The organism is Neorhizobium sp. P12A (assembly GCF_008365395.1).
In the GTDB taxonomy this organism is placed as follows: domain Bacteria; phylum Pseudomonadota; class Alphaproteobacteria; order Rhizobiales; family Rhizobiaceae; genus Rhizobium.
The window spans coordinates 211,144-232,646 of the sequence record NZ_QOVX01000008.1; the positions used below are offsets into that span (position 1 = coordinate 211,144).

General features: G+C 60.2%; 23 protein-coding genes. 12 read left to right on the forward strand and 11 right to left on the reverse strand.

Annotated elements, in window-relative coordinates:
* Positions 1–69 precede the first annotated feature (69 nt).
* Positions 70–540 (forward strand): ABC transporter permease, encoded by a 471-nt coding sequence (locus DTW90_RS22285; protein ID WP_149341003.1) that lies wholly within the window; start codon positions 70–72, stop codon positions 538–540.
* A 43-nt stretch (positions 541–583) separates the two neighbouring features.
* On the forward strand, positions 584–1,402 hold the full coding sequence (locus tag DTW90_RS22290; protein ID WP_149341006.1) for an ATP-binding cassette domain-containing protein: 819 nt from the start codon (positions 584–586) through the stop codon (positions 1,400–1,402).
* Positions 1,403–1,512: 110 nt separating this feature from the next.
* On the opposite strand, the gene DTW90_RS22295 is transcribed toward DTW90_RS22290, so the two are convergent.
* Positions 1,513–2,676, reverse strand: coding sequence for an isocitrate/isopropylmalate family dehydrogenase (locus DTW90_RS22295; RefSeq protein ID WP_149341008.1), 1,164 nt, complete (start codon positions 2,674–2,676; stop codon positions 1,513–1,515).
* A gap of 15 nt (positions 2,677–2,691) precedes the next feature.
* A complete protein-coding gene (locus DTW90_RS22300; RefSeq protein WP_188080013.1) occupies positions 2,692–3,504 on the reverse strand; it encodes an amidohydrolase family protein in 813 nt (270 codons plus the stop codon).
* A gap of 94 nt (positions 3,505–3,598) precedes the next feature.
* Here DTW90_RS22300 and DTW90_RS22305 point away from each other — a divergent pair, with 94 nt between their 5' ends.
* From DTW90_RS22305 to DTW90_RS22345, 9 genes are read left to right on the forward strand one after another with little or no spacing between them, the layout of a single operon-like run.
* Entirely contained in the window at positions 3,599–4,390 is a 792-nt protein-coding gene (locus tag DTW90_RS22305; RefSeq protein ID WP_149341012.1) for an amino acid ABC transporter ATP-binding protein, read from the forward strand.
* Positions 4,391–4,414: 24 nt separating this feature from the next.
* Positions 4,415–5,263: a glutamate ABC transporter substrate-binding protein gene (locus DTW90_RS22310; RefSeq protein ID WP_149341014.1), complete on the forward strand. Its 849-nt coding sequence runs from the start codon at positions 4,415–4,417 to the stop codon at positions 5,261–5,263.
* Positions 5,264–5,313: 50 nt separating this feature from the next.
* Entirely contained in the window at positions 5,314–5,961 is a 648-nt protein-coding gene (locus tag DTW90_RS22315; protein ID WP_149341015.1) for an amino acid ABC transporter permease, read from the forward strand.
* Positions 5,958–6,749 carry an ABC transporter permease subunit gene (locus DTW90_RS22320; RefSeq protein WP_149341017.1) on the forward strand — a complete coding sequence of 264 codons (792 nt, stop codon included), beginning with the start codon at positions 5,958–5,960 and terminating at the stop codon, positions 6,747–6,749. Before DTW90_RS22315 ends, DTW90_RS22320 begins: the two co-directional genes overlap by 4 nt.
* A gap of 48 nt (positions 6,750–6,797) precedes the next feature.
* Complete coding sequence (locus DTW90_RS22325; RefSeq protein ID WP_149341019.1) at positions 6,798–7,559, forward strand: GntR family transcriptional regulator; 762 nt, start codon at positions 6,798–6,800, stop codon at positions 7,557–7,559.
* Between the two features lie 26 nt (positions 7,560–7,585).
* Positions 7,586–8,404 (forward strand): TIM barrel protein, encoded by an 819-nt coding sequence (locus DTW90_RS22330; protein WP_149341021.1) that lies wholly within the window; start codon positions 7,586–7,588, stop codon positions 8,402–8,404.
* Between the two features lie 40 nt (positions 8,405–8,444).
* On the forward strand, positions 8,445–9,830 hold the full coding sequence (locus DTW90_RS22335; protein WP_149341023.1) for an NAD-dependent succinate-semialdehyde dehydrogenase: 1,386 nt from the start codon (positions 8,445–8,447) through the stop codon (positions 9,828–9,830).
* Positions 9,831–9,841: 11 nt separating this feature from the next.
* Positions 9,842–10,255 carry a cupin domain-containing protein gene (locus tag DTW90_RS22340; RefSeq protein WP_149341024.1) on the forward strand — a complete coding sequence of 138 codons (414 nt, stop codon included), beginning with the start codon at positions 9,842–9,844 and terminating at the stop codon, positions 10,253–10,255.
* A gap of 9 nt (positions 10,256–10,264) precedes the next feature.
* Positions 10,265–10,564, forward strand: coding sequence for an antibiotic biosynthesis monooxygenase family protein (locus tag DTW90_RS22345; protein WP_149341026.1), 300 nt, complete (start codon positions 10,265–10,267; stop codon positions 10,562–10,564).
* A gap of 95 nt (positions 10,565–10,659) precedes the next feature.
* On the opposite strand, the gene ugpC is transcribed toward DTW90_RS22345, so the two are convergent.
* The 9 genes from ugpC to DTW90_RS22390 form a co-directional block, all read right to left on the reverse strand.
* Positions 10,660–11,727: a sn-glycerol-3-phosphate ABC transporter ATP-binding protein UgpC gene (gene ugpC, locus DTW90_RS22350; RefSeq protein WP_149341028.1), complete on the reverse strand. Its 1,068-nt coding sequence runs from the start codon at positions 11,725–11,727 to the stop codon at positions 10,660–10,662.
* Between the two features lie 64 nt (positions 11,728–11,791).
* Complete coding sequence (locus tag DTW90_RS22355; protein WP_149341029.1) at positions 11,792–13,105, reverse strand: D-tagatose-bisphosphate aldolase, class II, non-catalytic subunit; 1,314 nt, start codon at positions 13,103–13,105, stop codon at positions 11,792–11,794.
* The gene (locus tag DTW90_RS22360; RefSeq protein WP_149341031.1) at positions 13,102–14,055 is read right to left on the reverse strand and encodes an SIS domain-containing protein; all 954 of its coding nucleotides are present in this window, start codon (positions 14,053–14,055) and stop codon (positions 13,102–13,104) included. The genes DTW90_RS22355 and DTW90_RS22360 overlap by 4 nt, the downstream gene beginning before the upstream one ends.
* 12 nt (positions 14,056–14,067) lie before the next feature.
* Positions 14,068–14,925: a carbohydrate ABC transporter permease gene (locus DTW90_RS22365; protein ID WP_132525906.1), complete on the reverse strand. Its 858-nt coding sequence runs from the start codon at positions 14,923–14,925 to the stop codon at positions 14,068–14,070.
* Complete coding sequence (locus tag DTW90_RS22370) at positions 14,925–15,842, reverse strand: sugar ABC transporter permease (RefSeq protein ID WP_132525908.1); 918 nt, start codon at positions 15,840–15,842, stop codon at positions 14,925–14,927. Before DTW90_RS22370 ends, DTW90_RS22365 begins: the two co-directional genes overlap by 1 nt.
* Entirely contained in the window at positions 15,839–17,095 is a 1,257-nt protein-coding gene (locus tag DTW90_RS22375) for a sugar ABC transporter substrate-binding protein (protein WP_149341033.1), read from the reverse strand. Before DTW90_RS22375 ends, DTW90_RS22370 begins: the two co-directional genes overlap by 4 nt.
* Complete coding sequence (locus DTW90_RS22380) at positions 17,088–18,086, reverse strand: BadF/BadG/BcrA/BcrD ATPase family protein (RefSeq protein WP_132525912.1); 999 nt, start codon at positions 18,084–18,086, stop codon at positions 17,088–17,090. The genes DTW90_RS22375 and DTW90_RS22380 overlap by 8 nt, the downstream gene beginning before the upstream one ends.
* Positions 18,083–18,877: a DeoR/GlpR family DNA-binding transcription regulator gene (locus DTW90_RS22385; RefSeq protein ID WP_132525914.1), complete on the reverse strand. Its 795-nt coding sequence runs from the start codon at positions 18,875–18,877 to the stop codon at positions 18,083–18,085. Before DTW90_RS22385 ends, DTW90_RS22380 begins: the two co-directional genes overlap by 4 nt.
* A gap of 194 nt (positions 18,878–19,071) precedes the next feature.
* Entirely contained in the window at positions 19,072–20,388 is a 1,317-nt protein-coding gene (locus DTW90_RS22390; RefSeq protein ID WP_149341035.1) for an alpha-glucosidase/alpha-galactosidase, read from the reverse strand.
* Between the two features lie 108 nt (positions 20,389–20,496).
* On the opposite strand from DTW90_RS22390, the gene DTW90_RS22395 reads away from it, so the two are divergent.
* On the forward strand, positions 20,497–21,354 hold the full coding sequence (locus DTW90_RS22395) for a helix-turn-helix domain-containing protein (RefSeq protein WP_149341036.1): 858 nt from the start codon (positions 20,497–20,499) through the stop codon (positions 21,352–21,354).
* Positions 21,355–21,503 lie beyond the last annotated feature (149 nt).

Below are 21,503 nucleotides of genomic sequence, written 5' to 3' on the forward strand. Positions count from 1 at the left end.
GCACAGCGGTTCCGGCTGTGCACTTCCTTGCCGGCTGCGCCGGCGCTTCAATGACGAGGTCGAATATAGATGAACGTGGAGTCCAATAGCCTGGAAAAGGCCAATCGGACCGCTGCTTCCTCAACGCCTGCGGGGCGACCCTCGGTCGGCAGCAGGCTGGCAGCGATATTGTCGCGCTACAAGGAGGCGAGCATTGCCGTCGTCGCCGTGCTGCTCGTCATATATTTTCAGATCGGAAGCAATGGCGGCTTCCTGACGACGCAGCTGATGAGCGTCGTCCTGCGTGATACCGGCCGACTGGGAATGATCTCGGTCGCCGAAGTCATGCTGATGATCACCGGCGAAATCGACCTCTCGCTCAGCAGCACGTTTTCGCTCGCGCCCTATCTTATGGTGCTGATGTCGATCACCTGGGGTCTGCCGCTATTTGCCGGCGCGATCATCGGCATACTGCTCGGCGTCGCCATCGGTTTCATAAATGGCTTCATCACCGTCAGGATGCGCGTGCCTTCGCTGATCACGACCGTCGGCCCGCCATGATCCTCAACGTGCAGGTCGACAGGCTGCGCACAAGGAAACGCAAATGACCGATGAACCCATACCCGCTCTAGCGGCAAACGCTCCCATCATTCTCGACATGCAGCATATCAGCAAGAGCTTCGGCGCGGTGACGGCGCTGGTCGATGTCAGCCTCAAGCTCCGCAAGGGGGAGGTGCTGGCGCTGGTCGGCGATAACGGCGCGGGCAAATCGACGCTGATCAAGACTATGTCCGGCTTTCATACGCCGGATCGCGGCAAGATGCTGTTCAACGGTTCGGAAATGCGGTTCAATTCCCCGCGCGATGCGCGTGCCCTCGGCATCGAGACCGTCTACCAGGATCTCGCCCTGATTGGCGATCTCAGCGTGTTTCACAACATGTTTCTCGGCCGCGAGCAGCGCCGGCGCTTCCTGGGGCTCAACCTGCTCGACAATCAGCGCATGCGGCAGCTGTCGCGAACCTATCTCGACACGCTCGGCATTTCCATTCCAAGCGTCAACAGCACTGTCGACATGCTGTCTGGAGGCCAACGGCAATGCATCGCAGTGGCGCGTTCGATCTATTCCTCACCGACCGTCCTGATCCTGGATGAACCGCTTGCGGCGCTCGGGGTGCGCGAGAGCGCCCATGTACTCGGACTGATCCAGAACCTGCGGCGCCAGCGCGAGGTGTCTGTCGTGCTGATCGTCCACAACTACAACCAGATCTTCGAAGTGTGCGACCGCATCAACTTCCTGCATTCCGGCGAGATCGTACTCGATGCGGCAACCTCGGAAACGAGCGAGGAGGAGCTGATCCGCATTGTAAAATCAGGCCTCGGCAAGCGGGCAATCGCCGCGGCCGAGCAGTCCGTGGGAATGTGAGCGACACGGAACTCACTTACCCGCGGGGATGGCATTGTTGGCCGAAGTAATATCCTCGACCAACCGCTGTCTAATGTTTCAATATCTGACCACGAAATAGCTCCGTCTGCTTAGGCTGCGGTTGGGGCCAGACTTGCCTGGACAAAGCTTCTGAGGTCGTCTGGCTTCCATCCCATCTCGGACAGGCCTTCGAGGGAAGGCGCGTGCCAGCGGGTTTCCCCGTCCACGAGTTCGACCTTTGGCAGCGCATCGATGACGGCCTGCGTAAACGCTGTGGTGGAGACGGAAGGCCCGCCAGCGGCGAGATCCGCAGTGAGCGACTTGCGCTCCTGAAGGACCAGTGAGAGCGCACCTTCCACTCGCCGTGCGACGTCGTTCTGGCCGATATGATCGAGGAGCATGATCGCGGCACGCAGCAGGGCGGTCGGATTGGCGACATTGCGGCCGGCGATATCGGGGGCGGTGCCGTGCACGGCTTCGAAGATGGCGACGTCGCAGCCGAGATTGACCGAGGCGCAGACGCCAAGGCCACCTGCAAGGCCGGCGGTCAGATCGCTGAGGATATCACCATAGAGATTGCTGGTAATGACGACGTCGAAACGACCTGGATCAGTCACGAATTTGCAGGCCGCCGCATCGACCAGCATGCGGTCGGCAATGAGATCCGGATAGAGCTTCGCTTCCTCATCGAAGATCCGGTCGAAGCTGCCATCGGTCCGCTTCAGGATGTTCGATTTCGAGATGCCGGTCACGCGCTTGCGGCCAAGTGCGCGGGCGATGGCAAAGGTCGCCTTGCAGATGCGGCGCGTATTCTTCTCAGAATTGACCTTCAGCGCCGAGAACACGTTGCGGCCGAGGTCGTATTCCACACCGAGATAAAGGTCCTCGAGGTTTTCACGAACGAGGATCAGATCGATCTCGGGGAAACGCGAGCTGGCTTCCAGCCCCCGCAGGGTCTTGGCCGGGCGCACGGCGGCGAATGTGTCGAAGGTTTCGCGAAGGCGGACATTGGCGCTGCGCTCGCCGCCGCCGAGGGGAGTTGCGAGCGGCGCCTTCAGCGCGAGCTTGCAGCGGCGGATGGTCTCGATCGTCTCTTCGGGAAGTCCCGTCGGGTCGCCCTTGAGAAAGACGCGAGAGCCGGCGAGGCAGGGTACCCATTCGATCCGCGCGCCGGCGACGGCCAGGATTTCCGTAACGGCGGCGGCGATTTCCGGCCCGATGCCATCGCCGTCGATCAATGCGACCTCGACTTTTTCCTTCGATACATTCGTCATCTTGCGAGCCTTCCTTCAGTGCTTGTTGGAATTGAAATCAAAGAGACGGGCGGGATTGTCCGCGAGTATCTGCTGGCGGTTGCCGGCATCACCGACCCAGCGATCGAGCCAATGGAACGTCTCCTGGTAGGTGTGCTGCTTCTCGAATTGCGTCCACGGCCAGTCACTGCCCCAGACGATCCGGTCATGGCCGGTCACATCGAGGATTGCAGCGGCGCAGCGATCCGCGGCATCTTCGGGAAAGCGGTAGGGGCCTGAAAATTTGAACCAGACATTGCTTGCAACGGTGGCGCTCGACAACAGAGCCTCGAAGCCGCCGCTTTCATCACCGGCCGACGTACGGCCGAAGTGATCGACAAGGATAGTGCAGGGGAGGTCGTCAAGGCCGGGCGCGATCGAAAGCCATTGCACGCCCTCGGCCTGGATCTGCAGCACAAGATCGAGTTCGCCGAGGCGATGCGCCATGACCCCATGGTCGCCCCGATGCAGATCCGGCGCGGGCTGGCCAATGCAGTTCAGACGCACCCCGACGATGCCTGCCTCTTTCAGGGCCTCCAATTCATCGATGCCGCTCGCAGGGTCGATCACTGCGATACCGGCGAAGGATTGCGGGTCTGCAACGATCGTATCCAGCAGATAATGATTGTCGGTTCCAAGGAAGCTCGGCTGCACGATCACGGCCTTGGCGATTCCTGCAGTTCGCATTTCCCGGCGGAGTTCTTCCGGAGTGGCATCATAGTCGGGCGCATAGCGGCGGGCCGCCGCCAGGGGCAGCCGCCGCTCGAAGATATGCACGTGCGTGTCCACCCAGTTCCCGGACTCCGGCATAACGTTCATTCTCGAAAAACCTCTTGATCGAGTCTTATAGTCTTGTATAAGACTAGTTCTATAAGAGTAATCAAAAGGTCATGCAAGGGTGGAAATGGACAGCGCAGAAGGATTGGGAAAAGCCAAGGCCAATGCCGCGGCGAGTTCGGCGACGCCCGCGATTTTGATCGAAAACATCACCAAGTTCTATGGCGCCTATCGCGCCCTCAACGACGTCAGCCTGAATGTACGCAAGGGCGAGGTCGTCGTCATCATCGGTCCGTCAGGATCGGGAAAATCGACGCTCTGCCGCACGATCAACCGGCTTGAAACGATCGACAGCGGCGCGATCAAGATCAACGGAAAGCCGATTCCGGAAGAGGGGCGGGACCTGGCACGGCTGCGCGCCAGCGTCGGCATGGTGTTCCAATCCTTCAACCTCTTCGCCCATCGCACGATCCTGCAGAACGTCACGCTTGGCCCCACCCGCGTGCGTCGCATGACGCAGAAGGATGCGGAGCGGAAGGCGCTCGATCTTCTGGAGCGCGTCGGCGTTCGCGAGCAGGCAAACAAAATGCCGTCACAGCTCTCCGGCGGCCAGCAGCAGCGCGTGGCGATTGCCCGCGCGCTGGCTATGGAGCCGGAAGTCATGCTCTTCGACGAGCCGACCTCGGCGCTCGATCCGGAAATGGTGAGCGGCGTGCTGGATGTCATGCGCTCTCTCGCCGATGCCGGCATGACCATGGTCGTCGTCACCCATGAAATGGGCTTTGCCCGGTCGGCGGCCGATCGGGTGGTCTTCATGGATGCCGGGCGGATCGTCGAACAGTCATCGCCCAAGGAATTCTTTGCAGCCCCGCAAAGCGAGCGCGCCCGCGACTTCCTCGCAAAAGTGCTGCATCACTAAACAAACCTTGAAAGGGAGGAATCAATGAAATTCAATCTTCGTCCCGCAGCAGTTGCGCTGCTCGGCGTGCTGTCGCTGACACCGGCTCTTGCGAACGCCGACCAGGCAACATTCCCGGCCGGCTCCACGATGGAGCGGCTGTCGAAGGCTTCGACGCTGCGCATCGGGGTCAAGTTCGATCAGCCGCTCTTCGGCCTGCGCGATCTCTCCGGAAAGCCGATCGGCTTTGATATCGACATTGCCAAGCTGATCGCCTCGAAGCTTGGCGTATCGGCGAACAAGATCACCTGGGTCGAGACCTCGTCCTCCAACCGCGAACCCTTCCTCGAGCAGAACAAGGTCGATTTCATCGTCGCGACCTATGCGATCAACGACCAGCGCAAGAAGGTTATCGACATGGCCGGCCCCTATATCGTCGGTGGCCAGGACATGATCGTGAAGAAGGGCAATCCGCTGAACATCAAAGGCCCCGATGATCTCGCCGGCCACAAGGCCTGCGTCATTAGCGGCAGCGAAGGCCAGTCTGCTCTGGCCAAGAAGTACGCTCAGACGCAGATCGTTCCCTTCGACGTGATCTCCAAATGCGTCGAGGCGCTGAAGAATGGTTCCGTCGATGCGGTTGTCACGACGAACTTTATCCTGGCCGGCCTCGTTAGCCGCGATCCGAACAATCTCCAGCTCGTCAACAACCTCTTCACCCGCGAGCCCTGGGGCGTCGGCATGCCGAAGTCGGAGAATGATTTCTGCCACTTCGTGTCGGATGTCCTGACCGAGGCGGACAAGGATGGCACCTACGGCAAGATGTATGACGCAACGCTGAAGACCTATGTCGGCGGCGACGGCAAGTTGCCCGCTCTCGATCAGTGCCCCTGATCTGACGGGTGGTCCACAGGCTTGAGCGGAAGGATGCAAGGCATATCGAAATGACAGCGTTTTTAAACAATATCGATGTTTTCTGGAACGGCATGCTGGTGACGCTTGCTCTCTCCGTGCTGTCGATCGTGATTGCCCTTCCGCTCGGCGTCCTCGTGGCCGTCATGCGCATATCGCCCGTCGGCGGCTTCCGAGTGATTTCGATGATCTATATCGAGATCATCCGGAACGTGCCGCTGACGATCGTCTTCTTCTTCTCGGCATTCGTGCTGCCGCAGTTCGGCGTGCATGTATCCTATTTCAGCTTCGCGATCATCGCGCTGGTTGCCTATTACGTGCCGCTTTTCTGTGAAGCCGTCCGCTCGGGCATCAATTCGGTTCCGATCGGCCAGGCCGAAGCGGCGCGCTCCATCGGCTTGCCCTATGTGGAATGCCTCTGGTTCGTGATCCTGCCTCAAGCGCTGCGCAGCTGCATTCCGCCGATCGTCAACGTCGCGATCGCGCTGGTGAAGAATACCGCTGTTGCGGCAGCCTTCGGCGTCGGCGAAGCGCTTGCGACCATGCAGCAGCTGGCAAACGAGGAAAGCTCCGCCGTGCTGTCGGTGCTGATCGCAACGGCCCTCATCTATCTTGCCGCGACGATCCCGCTCGGACTGCTGGCATCCTATATCGAGCGCAGGAGCGCATTTTCTCGATGAGCACGCTTCTCTACGACACCCCCGGACCGAAGGCTCGCCGCCGCTCTCAGATCCTGTCGGCGCTGTCGATCCTTGTTATCCTGCTCCTCCTCGCCTGGGCCGGCTTTTCCCTCGACAAGGCCGGAATGCTGGCACCGGATCTATGGGCGACGGTCTTCCAGCCCGATCTCCTGAACCTTCTGGCCGGCGGCCTGCTCGCCACGTTCGAAGTGTCCGCAGTCGCCATCGTCATGTCGGTCGTTTTGGGCGCACTGGTCACGGCGGGCCTGATGACGCGATCCGTATTGCTGCGCGCTGCCCTCAGGACATGGGTGGAGGTCTTCCGCGGCCTGCCGCTGTTGCTTCTGATCTTCTTCCTCTTCCTCGGGGGCCCTGTGATCGGCGTCGATATCTCGACCTTCTGGGCACTGGTGCTTGGGCTTGTCCTCTATAATTCGGCCGTCCTTGCCGAAATCTTCCGGGCCGGCATCGACACGCTGCCGAAGGGGCAGGGCGAAGCCGGCCTAGCGATCGGCCTCAGCAACGCCGAGGTCTTCTGCATCATCCTGCTGCCGCAATCCATCCGCCGCATGTTGCCGACCTTGCTGACCCAGCTGATCACTCTCCTGAAGGAGACCTCTTTCGGCTTTGTCATCGGCTATGCGGAACTTTTGCGCGATGCACGCACGGCGGTCGAATATCTGGGCGGCAGCTACTCGCTGCCGGTCTATACGCTGGTCGCCGTCGTTTACATGGTCATCAACTGCATTCTCTCGGAAATCGCAAGACGGGCGCAAGCGGTGCTGTAGATGCATCGAACAAGGTCACGAATCGATTGAAAGGATCACGGGGGTAACATGGGCATTCGCGAGAGCAATCCACAGGACGCCTTGGTGCTTGAGGGCGATGAGCACCTGCCGCTCTATCGCCGGCTTTATCTGACCGTTGCCAAGCGGATCGCAAATGGCGAATGGCGTCCGGGCGATGCCCTGCCGGCCGAACTCGATCTCGCCAAGCAATATGGCGTGGCGCCCGGCACGATCCGCAAGGCGATCGACGAACTCGTCGACGACGGCCTGATCGAGCGTCGCCATGGCTCCGGCACCTTCATCCGTCGGCCGAACTTCGACAATATGATGGTCCGCTTCTTCCTGTTCCGCGATCCCGCGGGCAACATGATCATGCCGGAAAGCCACATCGTCTCGCGGGAAATCGTTCCCGCAAGCGCCGACGTTGCTGCCAATCTGAAGATGCGGGAAGGCGATGACGTCATAAAGGTCACCCGGCATCGCCACTGGGAGGGGCAGGCACGTCTGCTCGAGGATATTTTCCTGCCGCCCGCCCGCTTCAGCGCTATCCTCAGCCACACGCCAGAAGAAATCGGTCCTTTGCTCTACCCCGCCTATGAGCGCCTCTGCGGCCAGCTCGTTTGCTTCATCGAGGAAGAGATCAGCATCACCGACGTTTCTCCGGATGATGCCGGCCTGCTGAAGCTCAGCAGCGACGACTTGGTCGTCGCGATCGAGAGGCTGGCGAAGGACGCCTCGGGCCACCCGATGGAATGGCGCATCTCGCGCGGCGAGGCGAGACGCTTCCGATACAAGATCAACGTCAGCTGACCGTCAGCGTTTCCATAGAGTTCCCCATGTCCACACAGCATCTTTCGGCGCATATCGGCTATCTCTACACCGAGCTCGGCTTGATCGACAGGATCGGCGCGGCAGCGCGCGACGGTTTTACCGCGATCGAACATCCCAATCCCCTGTCGGTCGATGCCAAGGCCATGCTTGCGCAACTGCAGGAGCATGGTCTCGTTTTCTCCCAGATGGCGGCGGCTTCAGGCGATGCTGCCCGCGGCGAAAAGGGCATCACGGCTCTGCCGGGGCGCGAGGCGGAATTTCGCGACGCGCTGCTGCGCTCACTCGATTATGCCGAGACGATCGGATGTCCGCTCGTGCATCCGATGGCCGGGGCCGTGGATGGCGCCGTCGATGGGGATCGCCAGCGTGCCGAAGAGACCTATCGCACCAACCTGGCCTTTGCCGTCGAGCAGTGCCGTGACCGGCCGGTCCGCATCCTGATTGAGGCAATCAGCGACAAGGTCGTTGCGAACTATTTCCTTTCCACCCTCGAACAGGCGATCGCATTTGGTGATCAGGTCGGTTCTGCCGACGAGACCGTTCTGCTGGTAGACACCTTCCACGCTGCCGCCAACGGCACCGATCTGGCGACCTTCATTGCTGCGCATGTCGCGCGCATCGGGCATGTGCACATTGCCGACGCCCCTGGCCGGCACGAGCCGGGAACGGGCGGCCTCGATCTCACGGGCACGCTTAAGACGCTTCTGGCGCATGGATACAAGCACGCAATCGGTTTCGAATACATTCCTTCCAAGTCAACGGGCGAGACCCTGTCATGGATGCCGTCCTGGAAGGACCTTTTAAGTGGTGCCGCCACCCGTTGACGGCGGTGGGCCGACAGGTTTGATATTTCAGGAGACAATCATGATCCAATCGATCAATCCGGCAACGGGCGAGGAAATCGCACGGTTCGATCTGCATTCGCCGCAGGATGTTGACGCGGCTCTGACCAAGGCGGTGGCCGCCCAGGCTGTATGGCGCGAAGTGCCGATCGCCGAGCGCGTGGAGTTGCTGCGCCGCATGGCGAAGGTGCTGCGCGCCAATGCCGAGCGATACGCGCTGATGATCACCAGGGAGATGGGCAAGCCGCTGCCGGAATCGGCCGGCGAGATCGAAAAATGCGCCTGGAACTGCGATTTCTACGCCGAGCAGGCGCCGAAATTTCTGGCAGACGAAGTGGTCGCCTCGACCGCGCATGAAAGCCTGATCGCCTATGATCCGCTCGGTGTCGTGCTTGCCATCATGCCCTGGAACTACCCGTTCTGGCAGTTTTTCCGTTTCGTTGCCCCGGCTCTGGCCGCCGGCAACGGCGCGATCCTGAAGCACGCGAACAACGTTCCGGAATGCGCGCTCGCCTGCGAGGAAGTGATGCGTGAGGCAGGCGCGCCTGAGGGCCTGATGCGCACGATCCTGATCGAGGCCAAGGATGTCGCCGCTATCATCGCCGATGACCGAATTGCTGCCGTCACGCTGACCGGCTCGACCGAAGTCGGCGCCATCGTCGCTTCGCAGGCCGGCAAGGCGCTGAAGAAGCAGGTGCTCGAACTCGGCGGTTCCGATCCCTTCATCGTGCTTGCCGATGCCGATATCGAAGAGGCGGCCAGGGTCGCGGTCAAGGCTCGCTTCGTCAATGTCGGCCAGAGCTGTGTCAACGCCAAGCGCTTCATCGTTGAAGAGAGCATCGCCGATCGCTTTGTTGCAGCCTACATCAAAGGCGTCGGCGAGCTGAAGGTCGGCGATCCCATGGAGTCGGACACGAATATCGGTCCGATGGCCCGCGCCAATCTGCGCGACACGCTGCATGATCAGGTGAAGCGTTCGGTTGCATCAGGCGCCACACTTGCCGTCGGCGGCGAATTCGTCAACCGTCCGGGCTTCTACTACGCGCCGACGGTGCTCGATCACGTCACGCCTGAGGCTGCCGCTTTTACTGAGGAAACCTTCGGACCGGTTGCCGCGATCATCCGCGTCAAGGATGCTGACGAGGCCATCCGGCTGGCCAACCAGACCGAGTTCGGCCTCGGCGCAGCGCTCTGGACGAAAGATGTCGCCAATGCGCGCAAGCTCGCTCGCAAGATCGAGGCAGGCGCCGTCTTCATCAACGGCATGGTCGCTTCCGACCCTCGCCTGCCGTTCGGCGGCATCAAGCGCTCCGGCTATGGCCGCGAACTCGGCTATCACGGCATCCGGGAATTCACCAACATCAAGACGATCTGGATCGGACCAGTCCGGTCTGTTGCAGCCAAGTGAGCGAGGGCAAGATGAGCGAAGAACAAACCGCAAAGCCGGCAATCCTGCGTCCTGCCGAAATCAAGCCGCATGAGCGCGGCGGCGGCGCACGCACCATCCCGATGGTGACCCGCCGGGTGGGCTCAACGAGCCTGCTCAACGGCATTACCGAATTCGAACCGGAGGCCGCAATCGGACTGCACACGCATAATTGCGAAGAGAGCGTCATGGTGCTCGAGGGCTCGGCCATCGCCGAGATCGACGGCATTGAATATCCGATGGGACCTGGCGACACGACCTGGGTTCCGGCCAATCTGCCGCACCGCTTCATCAACGCATCGTCCACGGAGCGTATGCGCATCTTCTGGACCTACGCATCGGTCGACGCCACGCGCACGCTGGTTGCGACGGGTGATACGCGCACGATCGATTCCGAACGCGCTTGAGAGGCAGACATGGTATTTGAAATCGCGGAAATCGAAGTGAGGGCCGGCCAGGGGCAGGCCTTCGAGGCAGCGGTCGCAGAGGCCGCTCCTTACTTCAAGAAGGCGAAGGGTTGCCTCAGCCTCGAGCTGCACCGAACCGTCGAACGGCCATCGGTTTATCGCCTCGTCGTCGGCTGGAAAAGCGTCGAGGATCATATGGTCCATTTCCGGGAATCTCCCGATTTCCAGGAATGGCGCCGGCTCGCAGGTCCCCATTTTGCCAAGGCACCGACGGTCGAGCATGTCGAAGTCGCGCTGAAGGCCTTCTAAGCCTGATATCGAACGGGTCTTGAACCCCTGGAACGTGATGATGCGGAGGAGGGGGCTGGCTGGACCAGTCCCCACTCATCGAAGCGTCCCCTTCGTCACCACGTCAAACGCTTCCCGCTCTCCGCATCGAACAAATGCAGCTTGCTGACATCCGGCGAGAGGCGGAGGGCGTCGCCAGGGCGTATGTCCAGGCGCTCGCGTACTGTTGCGACAAGCGTGTCGGTACCGATATTTGCGGTCAGCTGGGTCTCGGCTCCCGTCGGTTCGATAACCGTGACCTCCGTCGCAACGCCGCCCTGTCCAACAAACAGATGTTCCGGCCGGATGCCGTAGATCACATCCGCTCCGCGCGTCACGGCAATGCCCTCAGGAAGAGGCAGCTGGCCTCCGCCGTCGGCCACGAAGTTCAGCGGGCCGGAGGCACTGATCTTACCACGAATGAGATTCATCCCGGGTGAGCCGATGAAGCCGGCGACGAAAAGATTGACGGGCCGATCATAAAGCTCCAACGGCGAGCCGATCTGCTCCACCGAGCCGTCGCGCATCACAACGATCCGGTCGGCCATCGTCATGGCTTCGATCTGGTCATGCGTGACGTAAATCGTCGTCGTCCGCAGCCGCTGATGCAGCTGCTTGATCTCGGAACGCATCTGCACGCGGAGCTTGGCGTCGAGGTTGGACAAGGGTTCGTCAAACAGAAATACCTGCGGCTGCCTGACAATCGCGCGTCCCATGGCAACGCGTTGGCGCTGGCCGCCGGAAAGGTTGCGCGGATACCGGTCGAGGAGGGGCTCTAGCCCCAGGATCTGCGCCGCATCCCGAACACGTTTCCGGATCTGTTCCTTCGGAGCTTTCGCAAGCCGCAGCGAAAATCCCATGTTCGCCTCCACAGTCATATGCGGATAGAGCGCATATGATTGAAACACCATGGCAATGTCGCGTTGCTTGGGCGCGACATCGTTCACCACATGCGCGCCGATCGCGATCTGACCATCGGTGATATTTTCGAGCCCGGCGATCATCCGCAGAAGCGTGGACTTGCCGCAGCCGGATGGGCCGACGAGAATGACGAATTCGCCATCCCTGATATCAATATTGACTCCGTGCAGAACTTCGAAATGGCCGTAGCTCTTGCGGGCGTTCGTCACGCTTACCGACGCCATAATATCCCTCCGCGTAAGTGATCTGTCGATGATTTGCGGCCGCGGCAGCAGGCGGCCCGCAGCTTTAAGTCCGGATGTTCCGGGGAGCCGTCGCGGCCGAGTAGGGCTCAAGAGCCGCATCGATCATGGCAAGGCAAAGCTCACGCGGCCGCGGCAAAACCTCTTTCGACACAACGCCGGGGGAGATGCGACCGAGATATTGGCTGATGAGCGTTTCCGGAATATCTGCATCAAATCGATCAAACAGGTCGGCTACGGCCGCCGAGGCGCGGGGGTCGGGCCAATAATAGCGGATGCGGTCGCTGTAACTGAAATGGCGCTGCAACCGCTGCTCCTCAGCCGTACCATGGTAATGAGCCTTCCAATGCTCAGGACGATCAAGCATGACGCTTTCCATCGTCGCGACAAGCGGATCAGATAGCATCTTTCCGGCAAGAACGGCGGCGATTGCATCAAGGCCATACAGCGCTTCGCGCAGGGCAAAGGTCAATCCGGGACCGACCTTCAGGATGGCAAAGCCGCCATCGACGAGAGACGACAGCGCGTCCGAGGGCTGATAGTCCGTCGAATGCGCCTCGAAAAGCAGACCCGGCATGTGTTCGAGAGCACCGATCAGGGAACGTGCCCGGTCAGGCTCATAGATTGCAACATTGGCATTGCCGAATTCGACGCCCGGCTGAACGACAATGCCGATCACCCGCTCCATGGCGGCCTCGATGCCCGCGTCGCTGAAAGCGGCGCGATGGACCGCGAGCGTTCGCACTGCTGCATCGGCCCGCGTCACCTCAAGCACATCAAGGGCATGGGTCGCGCCGCCCGGCGGCGGAACTTCGGTGCCGATGATATATACCGGGGCGCGCCGACCAGCCGGGCGGGCTGCCTGCTCAGCGGCTTTGGCGAGACGCGCGGCCCGGGCAGCGGTCAGCTCGTCCTCCAAGGCGACAGGCTCGCCGGCACAGCCCATCGAAGTATCCAGGTGGATTTTCTCAAAACCCGCCTCGATATAGGCGGTTACCATGAGTTCGGCCCGCTGCATGGCCTCTTCGGCAGGCAGGCTCTTCCAGGGGTTTGGGCCGAGATGGTCCCCGCCGAGAATGATGTCGTCGACGGGAAACCCGACACGCGCCGCGACATCTTCGATGAAGCGCCGGAAATCCGCCGGCGTCATGCCCGTATAGCCACCCTCCTGATTGACCTGGTTGCAGGTTGCCTCGATGAGAACGACCGAGTTTTCCGCAGTTCCACGCCTGAGCGCGGCCTCGATGACCAGTGGATGAGCGGAGCAGACGGAAGTAATGCCGCTCGGGAGTGAATGCGTGCGGTCTCCGAAGAGTTTCCCGAGTGCGACGCTGCGATTGTTGTCCATCAACATACTCATGCCAGCGTCACGACCTTCGTCAGGTGGCGGGGAGAAACCGTATCGATATTTCTGGCTTGTGCGACGCGCTCGCCGAGGATCTGCAAAGCCGGCAGCATCGCCAGACCGGCGAGCGAAAGATCGAAATCGACGTTCAGCTCAAGATCACCAGGACCGCCGAGGCCGATAACGACAGCGCCCTTTTCCCGTAGCTCCTCCACCAGCTTTGCCTCTTCGGCCTTTTGATCGGCGCTGTAAAGCATGATGGCGGCCGTTTTCTCATCTACCAGGCTGATTGGTCCGTGGCGGTATTCGAGGGGATGGAATGCCTGCGTCATGCTCTGGCTCATCTCCATGAGTTTAAGCGCTCCCTCGACGGCGACACCATAGAGGGGACCGCTCCCGAGGAAGACGAAATGCGACCGGCCGGTCACGGCCTTTGACAAGGCTGCATCGAGATCATTGGCCAGACCGCGCGCAGAGGCAACGATCGAGTGCGGAATTTGCAGACCGATCATCTGCATGCCGAGAAGCAGCATGAGACTGGCCGATACCGACATGACAATCCCTTCGTCCGGATGCGTCGGGGAGGCGATCAGTCGGTCGCAATTCTTCGCGAGCGAGCTCTCCGGCTCTACGGTCAGCGCCGTCACGAAGGCGCCGGCTGCGCGACTTGCCTTGGCTGCGGCGACGGTTTCGGTGGTTTCACCGCTGCGGGAGAGGACGACCACATGGGTCTGCTGCCAGCGCGACCACAGAGCGGCAGGCCGGTTCAGCCATTCGGCACCCGGTGCCGCAATCGCCGAACGGCCGGCCAAATTCGACAATGCCGCGAGCGAGAGAGCAAGATTATAGGAGGTACCGCAGCCGACGAAGACCATCAGTTCTGCACTCTGAGGAGCCGGTATCGAGCCGATTGCCTTCTCCCAGTAGGGAAATTGCTCAATGATTACCTTTTCCGTCGTATTCATATTATCTCCGATTCATTTTACCGAACCAGCCAGCAGGCCGCTAACGAGGTACCGGTTGAGGAAAATCACGACCAGGGCCGGGATGATGATGGCAATCGATCCACTTGCCGTGATCAGGCCGTAGTCGATGTAGTTCTTGGTGACAAATTCAGGGATGAGCACGGTCATCGGCTTTGTCGCCTGCGGCGAGAAGATGAGCGGCACCAGATATTGCCCCCAGGCGCCGAGGAAGGTCAGGATCGCCGCTGCCGTCAGCCCCGGTCCTGCGAGCGGCAGCACGATATTGAAGAGGATGTAAAGACGGCCGGCCCCATCAAGCTGGGCTGCTTCCTCCAGCGAGATCGGTAGCGCTTCGAACACGCTTCGCAACAGCCAGAGCGACAGCGGCAAATAGGCCGAGACGTAAATCAACGCGACGCCGACATAGGTATCGACGAGGTGAAGCTTGATCATGATCTGGTAGAGAGGGATCAGGACCGCATAGGCCGGAACGGCGAGCGTTGCCACCACCACGGCAAAAAGCGTCCTTCGTCCGGGAAATTCCAGCCGTGTGAAAGCATAGGCTCCCAATGCGGAGATCGCGACGCACAGGATCGTAGCAGCGGCCGACGTCACGATACTGTTGACCACAGCGGCACGGAACTGCGCCCAAACCTCCACTCCGCCGATCTGCGCGATATTGATACCGAGAAGACGGGAGAAATGGTCGAAGGTGAACCGCTGCGGAAAGAAATGTATCGGACGGGCCGAGAAATCAGCGGAGGGGGTGACGGAACTGACGAGCGTCCAGTAGATCGGTCCCAACGACCATAGCAGCAAGACTGCGACACCGACCAAGATCAGCAAACGATATCCAAGGCTCTGTTTCATCAGTCGTACCGGGTGTTGCGATAGACGCGAAGGACATAAACGAGCGAGACGAGCAGCGAGACCAATGTGATCACCACCGAAAGCGCCATCCCGTAGGAGAAGTGGAGGTTTTGGAATGTCTCCAGATAGATCTGCACGAGGACCGGCCTCGTCGCGAGACTGGCTCCCGAGAGAACCCAGGCCTCGTCGAACAGGTTGAAGGCGTTGACGGTCGCATTGGTCATGGCGACAGCGATTGCGCTGCGCACGAGGGGCAGGGTGACCAAACAGAACATCTGCGCCCGTGTGGCTCCATCGATCCGCGCAGCCTCGTAAAGATGAGCCGGGATGCCCTGCATCGCTGCAAGGACGATGACGATGGTAAGCGGCATCATGCGCCAGACATGCACCACAGTGACTGCGATGATGGCGCTCGTGCGGTCGTTGAACCAGACGTGATTGTCGAAGGGCAGTCCCATCGCCGAGAGGATACCGTTCAGCAGGCCAGCGCCGGGCTGATAGATCCAGAGCCAGATCACCGCATTGACGACGCCCGGAAGTGCCCAGGGCAGGATGACTGCCGCAAGCAGCCATTGGCGCCCGACCTTGACCTGATTGATGAGAGCAGCGGCAAGCACGCCGAAGATCGTCTCGGCAGCCACGGCAAGGACGACATAGAGGAGCGTGTTGATCCAGGTCGTCCCGAGCTGCGCATCGGACAACATCCGCGTGTAGTTTTCCAGGCCGACAAAGGGCGTGCCGGCCTGCATCGGGTTGACCCTGTGCAGGCTGTCCCAGACGGTTCTCCCGACAGGGTAAAAGACGAGCGCCGCCATCGTAATGAAGATCGGCAGGACGAGCAGCACCCCAAGCCCGGCGTCGGCATTTGCGCCGACCCCACGCTTGGTTCCCACGCTCGGTGAGACGATAGCCGTCATTGCGACATCGCCTGCTTTGTTGCGTCGGCAATGCTTTGCATCGCCTGGTCAACGGTCATCTGACCCTTGGCAGCGCTGTTGATCGCCGTGTTCACCGCGCTGGAGAATTGCGGATACCAGGGAGGAGTGCCCTGCGGGAACAGCGCCTCGACGGTCTTTGATTGCGCCACCAGCGTGTCGCCGCTATGCAACCCGCCCGCAGCGTTTAGCTCGGAGAGAGCCGACGTACGGGTCGGCAGGAAACCGTTGACGAAGTTCTTCTTCTGGTAGTCCTTGCTGGTGAACCACTTGATGAAGGCCACCGCAGCTTCCTTGTGCTGCGACACGTTCGGCACAGCGAGTGCTTCCGGCAGGCCGAAGGTGCGAGTTTCGCCGCTTGCCGTCGGAACAAGGATCGCAGCCGCCTGACCGGCGATCTTCGACTGCTTCGGATCGTTCATCGCTCCCAGTCGGCCGGGTTCGCCCGAGATCATGATGCTGGTCACGCCCTGGGTGAACATGCCCTCGTTGATCTCGGTGTCCTTGAGGGTGGTGGAAGCCGGATCGACAAGGCCGTCCTTCAGCAACATCAATTCGAAGGCCAGGGCCTTGTAGCCAGCCGAATCCGGCTTCAAGAACAACGGATTGAAATCCTTGTCGAACAGCTCGCCGCCGAAGGCCTTGGTCAACAGATACCAGCTGGTAGAAGCTCCTTCCGTCGCCGAAAGCGGCAGGCCGATTGGGTAGGTGGATATGCCCTTTTCCTTGATCTTCTTTGCCGCCGCGACGAGCTCGTCCAGCGTCTTCGGCATCTCGGTAATGCCAGCGTCGGCGAAATGCTTCTTGTTGACGAGCATGACACGGAAATCGTTGGTGTAGGGCACACCAAGCAATTTTCCGTTCACCGTAAAGATACTGGAGACGCCGATATCCTTGACCGTATCGGTATCGATGACGTCGTTCAGCGGCATATACCAGTCGGCAGAGCTGAACTGGCCGGTCCACGACCAGTCAAACTCGGTAACGTCAGCCGGCGTCGTTCCGGCGATCAGCGCCGTCACCAGTTTCGGGCGGATGTCATCCCAGGACAATGTCTGCAGATCGACGTGAATGCCCGTTTCGGCTTCAAAGTCAGCCGCGATGGTCGGTCCCTGGGGCGAGGGCATCAGCACTGTAATCGATTGACCGGCAAGTGGCTTGGCATTCTGAGCAAGTGCCGGAACTGCGGCTATCAAGGCCGCGGCCGCTGTTAGCGGCAAAATGAATCTACGCATGTTCCCATCTTTCCTTGTTATTGAGGTCTGCACTACCTGACTGCGCCGCTGCAGCCTTTGCCGTGGCGGCGACTTGCCCGATCCAGCCTTCGTCTATGGGCCAGCCGAGGAGTTGGGCGGCTGCCAGAAGGGCGCCACCGATGGGAGGAAGTCTTGGCGAGATGGCCGGCCGGCCGATGCGCCGTTCGACCGAGGCAAGCAAAAGGGGGCTCGAAAACGTGCCGCCGGCATAAGTCCAGTCACCCACCGGATCGCCGTCTTTGGCAATGGCCCGATGAAGTTTTGCAAGTTCGTCGGCCGCCCGCTCGATCAGTTGGATTGCCGCTTGGTCTCCGGCCTGCGCCACCCGATCGACGAGGACCGAGAGAGCCGCAATATCTGCACGCGGATTGACGAGCTCGCTCACCCAGCCTGCAAGTCCGTTTGCTGGATCGGAAATATCAAGCCGCAGGTGGCTGAACATCGCCTCGGCCAACGCCGTGCGCGGCGCGCGGCCATCGAGGCTCTGACTGACGAGGCTGAGTGCCGCACGTCCGATCCAGTAGCTGCTGCCCTCATCGCCGATGACATCACCCCATCCGCCAGCGCGCCGGGAGACGCCTGCTGCGTCGCGGGCCCAGGCCATCGAGCCGGTGCCGGAAAGGATAAGGATGCCCGATTGGCCGGCGAAGGCGCCAAGATGGGCGGCGTCCACGTCGTTGAGTACGGTTCTGCGCACGGCTGGAAAAGCTTCTCCGACCGCTTCGTCCTGTAGCTCGGAGAGGCGTGCCACCTCTCCATAGGCTGGGAGCGCGGCCGCCACCGCGGCCAATCGCTGCTCGCCCAGAAACGGATCCAGATGCTTGTCGAGTTCCTCCCACCAATCCTTGTTGTCCATCGGATTGACGCCACCGCCGCGCGATGTGCGCAGAATCCGGCCGCTCCGGTCAGCAAGTGCAACAAGCACCTTGCTTCCGCCGCCGTCGATGCCGAGAATCAGGTCATCGCTCAATCGTTCGCTCCCAAATCAGCAATCGTCGTTGCAACACCGAGTTCGCGGAGCTGGGCGCGCCATGGCTCCGACAGGCTGGTGTCGGTGATCATTTTTGCGGCGGTTAGAGGCGCCACCTTGTAGGTCGCCGTGGTTCCGAATTTCGAGGAATCCGCAAGGACGAAGCAATGTGCGGAGCGCGTGAGCATGCGCCTGTTCAGGTTCGCCTCCGCGCTGTCAACACTGTAGATCGCGCCATCGGCGCTGATGGCGCCGGCGCCGAGAAAGAGCTGATCGAACCAGATTTCCTCCAGCATCGCCTCGGCCTGTGGTCCGACCAGCGAGGCATTTTCGCTGCGCAACTGGCCGCCCAGCAGGACGATCTCGAGGTTTGGAATATCGAGGAATTCCTGCGCTACCGTCAGGCCGTTGGTGAATATGCGAAGGGGTATCGGATTGATGCGGATGAGGCGGGCGAGCTGAAGAACCGTCGTGCCGGCATCGAGGAAAATGGCCGTTCGTGGGACGAGCAAATCATAGGCTGCTGTCGCAATCGCCCGCTTTGCCGAAAGATGCCGCTTCGCGCGCTCCTGAAACGCAAGCTCCACCGAAGAGCCTTCCGCAATGCGCGCACCGCCGTGTGTCCGGTCGATCAAGCCTTCCCGTTCGAGAATCTGGAGGTCTCGCCGCACGGTCGCCGGCGAAGCGCCGATGGCGTCGGCAAGGGTGTGGATCGTCGAAAAACCGTTCGCGTAGAGATGGCTGCGAATGGCGTCGAGGCGATCGACTTTTACTCCTCCGATCTGGTTCACAGAATGCTCTCCTCACGCCATTATCTTGTTCCGATCAGAATTTCACTGGATTTAATCAATGTCAATCACAAGTATGACGTTTTATGATCTATTTATCGATGCCTGATGACGCGATGCGAAAAGCGCGCCGTCCGAGGGACGGCGCGCTTAACTGCATGATAGATTGATCGTTTTTTTAGGAGAGGGGCGTCGCTTTAGTGATATTCGGGCAGCAAATTGCCGTGCTGCTTGATCAAGTCATCAACTAGATTCCAGATCTGATCAGGCGACAGCTCCGCCGAAGTATGCGGATCGAGCAGGGCAGCTTGGTAGATACGGTCACGCTTCTTCGTCAGGGCGGCCTCGACGGTCAGTTCCTGCACTGATGTGCTCAACCTCATGACAGCGGCAAGCTGAGAAGGGATGCGACCGATCCGCATGGGCTGAACGCCATTCCTGTCCACATGGCAGGGTACCTCGACGATGCATTCGTCCGGCAGATTTGTGATCAATCCGTTATTCGGAACGTTGCCATAGATCAGCGCCGGCTGGCCCGTCACCGCGGCATGAATAATGCCGGCGGCATATTCGTTGCTTCGGCAGACCTCGATCGGCTTATCGCCTTCGAGATCCCGCCTCAGGGCGTGCCACTCGCCGATCTGCACCTCGCAACGGCGGATATATTCGTCCAGAGGGATATTGAGTTGCTCTACCAAATCGCCGCGCCCTTCTTTGATGTACCAGGACGTGTATTCGGAGAAATGCTCGCTCGATTCAGTCACGAAGTGTCCAAGACGCTTCAGGACATCGAAACGAACACGGTCATCAGGCGGAACGCGCCCCTCTGCAGCCAAGGCCTTGAGGCGCGGATAAAGATCTTCCCGCCTGCCGTCGAGGTGTCGCTTTTCATATTTGAGAAAGAAGGCGATATGGTTGATGCCAGCGGAGATATAGTTGATATCAGCGATATCCTCGCCAACGCAATCGGCGAGGTGGGCAGCGGTGTGCTGTACGCTGTGGCAGAGGCCAACGGTCCTGATTTCTGGCGCGATCTCCTTGATCGCCCAGCAATTGATCGCCATCGGGTTGACATACTGCATGAGCAGTGCGTCGGGACATACGTCCTGCATGTCGCGGCAGATCTCTTCCAGAACGGGAATTGTGCGCAGCCCGCGGAAGATGCCGCCAATACCAAGCGTGTCGGCAATGGTTTGCCTGAGGCCGTATTTCTTCGGCACGTCGAAGTCGGTCACCGTGGCCGGCTTGTAGCCGCCGACCTGCATCATCAGGATGACGAAATCGGAGCCTCGAAGTGCTGTGCGCCGATCGAGAGTTGCTTCGACCCTGACTTTGTCAAGCTTTAGTGCTTCACAGATGCGCCGGGCCACGATCTCGGAGGTCTTTAGACGTTCGGGGTCGATATCGAACAGGCTGATAACATAATCACTGCCGCCCTGCGATGAGAGGACATCGCCCAGGATATTTTGGGCGAAGACGGTGCTGCCGGCACCCACGAGGCAAATCTTTGGCATGACAAACTCCGATAATTGGGTCTCATCCGCCTCATTGCTCCTTTTAAACTAGAATTTCTTCCTGCTAATGAGAGAGTTCTTCCCGGATTCGAGTCAGAGGAGAACTTCATGCGCGGAGAGAATAGCGCCGAGCGCGAGGCCTTGATCATCTCGCAAGGCGATTTTCTGATCGAGCGGCACACCGCAAGAGCCATGGGCGCGGCCCACTGGCACGATCACGTCGAAATCAATCTGCTCCTCAAGGGGCAGATGACGTATCTTTTCAATGGACGGCAGGAGCATGTCGAGGCCGGGCGGCTTGTGCTCTTCTGGGCGGCGATCCCGCATCAAACCATCGAGGTTACGCCGGATACGCCGCTCGTCTGCATCTATCTCCCGTTGGTCGACTTTCTCGCATTGCCCATCAACAGAAAAGTCAGGCAGTCGATCATGCAGGGGAGGTTCCTGAATGAAATGCAGCCGCAGCCGGCCAACACGATCCTGATCCCACAATGGGTGCAGGAATGGCAGGAAGGCGACACAGTGCGGCAGCAGCTGATTGCGGACGAAGTCAAGCTCAGGGTGCGCCGTCTCATTCTCGATACGGCGGATGAGCATGGTTCATCAGCCCGGAAGTCGTTGGCGACACCCGCAGGCCCGGCTGTGCATCGTGCAGAGATGCTCACGGACCTGATAAACACGCATTACGCGAGACCGCTGAGCATGCCCGCTCTCGCCGAGCTCGCAGGAATTCACCCGAGCACCGCCAACAAGATATTTCGTGACGTGCTCGGCATTTCGGTGAACGAATATCTCACGAGATACCGGCTGGCGCGAGCCATGCAGAGGCTCGCCGATACCGAAGAGCCGATTCTGCAGATCGGCTATAGCTGCGGGTTTGCTTCCGTCAGTCGGTTCTACGATGTCTTTAAGCAGCGGACCGGCACAACGCCCAAGCAATTCCGCGCTTCGTTCGAAAGAAAGTGAGGGGCGTAAGAACGGAGCGAAAAAGAACCAGAGGAAGGTCCGTTCCTATTGAAACCAGACTCTAAAATGACCCGAAACGGAATGTAAAATGTCCGCGTTCGGGGTAACAAAAAAAGGCCCGACGAGGCTAGCCGATCCGGCCAATCGGG

Excerpts from the sequence above, each read along its gene's own strand:
- DTW90_RS22285 (WP_149341003.1), top strand. The coding sequence starts at position 70 with ATGAACGTGGAGTCCAATAGCCTGGAAAAGGCCAATCGGACCGCTGCT.
- DTW90_RS22290 (WP_149341006.1), top strand. The coding sequence starts at position 584 with ATGACCGATGAACCCATACCCGCTCTAGCGGCAAACGCTCCCATCATT.
- DTW90_RS22295 (WP_149341008.1), bottom strand. The coding sequence starts at position 2,676 with ATGACGAATGTATCGAAGGAAAAAGTCGAGGTCGCATTGATCGACGGC.
- DTW90_RS22300 (WP_188080013.1), bottom strand. The coding sequence starts at position 3,504 with ATGCCGGAGTCCGGGAACTGGGTGGACACGCACGTGCATATCTTCGAG.
- DTW90_RS22305 (WP_149341012.1), top strand. The coding sequence starts at position 3,599 with ATGGACAGCGCAGAAGGATTGGGAAAAGCCAAGGCCAATGCCGCGGCG.
- DTW90_RS22310 (WP_149341014.1), top strand. The coding sequence starts at position 4,415 with ATGAAATTCAATCTTCGTCCCGCAGCAGTTGCGCTGCTCGGCGTGCTG.
- DTW90_RS22315 (WP_149341015.1), top strand. The coding sequence starts at position 5,314 with ATGACAGCGTTTTTAAACAATATCGATGTTTTCTGGAACGGCATGCTG.
- DTW90_RS22320 (WP_149341017.1), top strand. The coding sequence starts at position 5,958 with ATGAGCACGCTTCTCTACGACACCCCCGGACCGAAGGCTCGCCGCCGC.
- DTW90_RS22325 (WP_149341019.1), top strand. The coding sequence starts at position 6,798 with ATGGGCATTCGCGAGAGCAATCCACAGGACGCCTTGGTGCTTGAGGGC.
- DTW90_RS22330 (WP_149341021.1), top strand. The coding sequence starts at position 7,586 with ATGTCCACACAGCATCTTTCGGCGCATATCGGCTATCTCTACACCGAG.
- DTW90_RS22335 (WP_149341023.1), top strand. The coding sequence starts at position 8,445 with ATGATCCAATCGATCAATCCGGCAACGGGCGAGGAAATCGCACGGTTC.
- DTW90_RS22340 (WP_149341024.1), top strand. The coding sequence starts at position 9,842 with ATGAGCGAAGAACAAACCGCAAAGCCGGCAATCCTGCGTCCTGCCGAA.
- DTW90_RS22345 (WP_149341026.1), top strand. The coding sequence starts at position 10,265 with ATGGTATTTGAAATCGCGGAAATCGAAGTGAGGGCCGGCCAGGGGCAG.
- ugpC (WP_149341028.1), bottom strand. The coding sequence starts at position 11,727 with ATGGCGTCGGTAAGCGTGACGAACGCCCGCAAGAGCTACGGCCATTTC.
- DTW90_RS22355 (WP_149341029.1), bottom strand. The coding sequence starts at position 13,105 with ATGAGTATGTTGATGGACAACAATCGCAGCGTCGCACTCGGGAAACTC.
- DTW90_RS22360 (WP_149341031.1), bottom strand. The coding sequence starts at position 14,055 with ATGAATACGACGGAAAAGGTAATCATTGAGCAATTTCCCTACTGGGAG.
- DTW90_RS22365 (WP_132525906.1), bottom strand. The coding sequence starts at position 14,925 with ATGAAACAGAGCCTTGGATATCGTTTGCTGATCTTGGTCGGTGTCGCA.
- DTW90_RS22370 (WP_132525908.1), bottom strand. The coding sequence starts at position 15,842 with ATGACGGCTATCGTCTCACCGAGCGTGGGAACCAAGCGTGGGGTCGGC.
- DTW90_RS22375 (WP_149341033.1), bottom strand. The coding sequence starts at position 17,095 with ATGCGTAGATTCATTTTGCCGCTAACAGCGGCCGCGGCCTTGATAGCC.
- DTW90_RS22390 (WP_149341035.1), bottom strand. The coding sequence starts at position 20,388 with ATGCCAAAGATTTGCCTCGTGGGTGCCGGCAGCACCGTCTTCGCCCAA.
- DTW90_RS22395 (WP_149341036.1), top strand. The coding sequence starts at position 20,497 with ATGCGCGGAGAGAATAGCGCCGAGCGCGAGGCCTTGATCATCTCGCAA.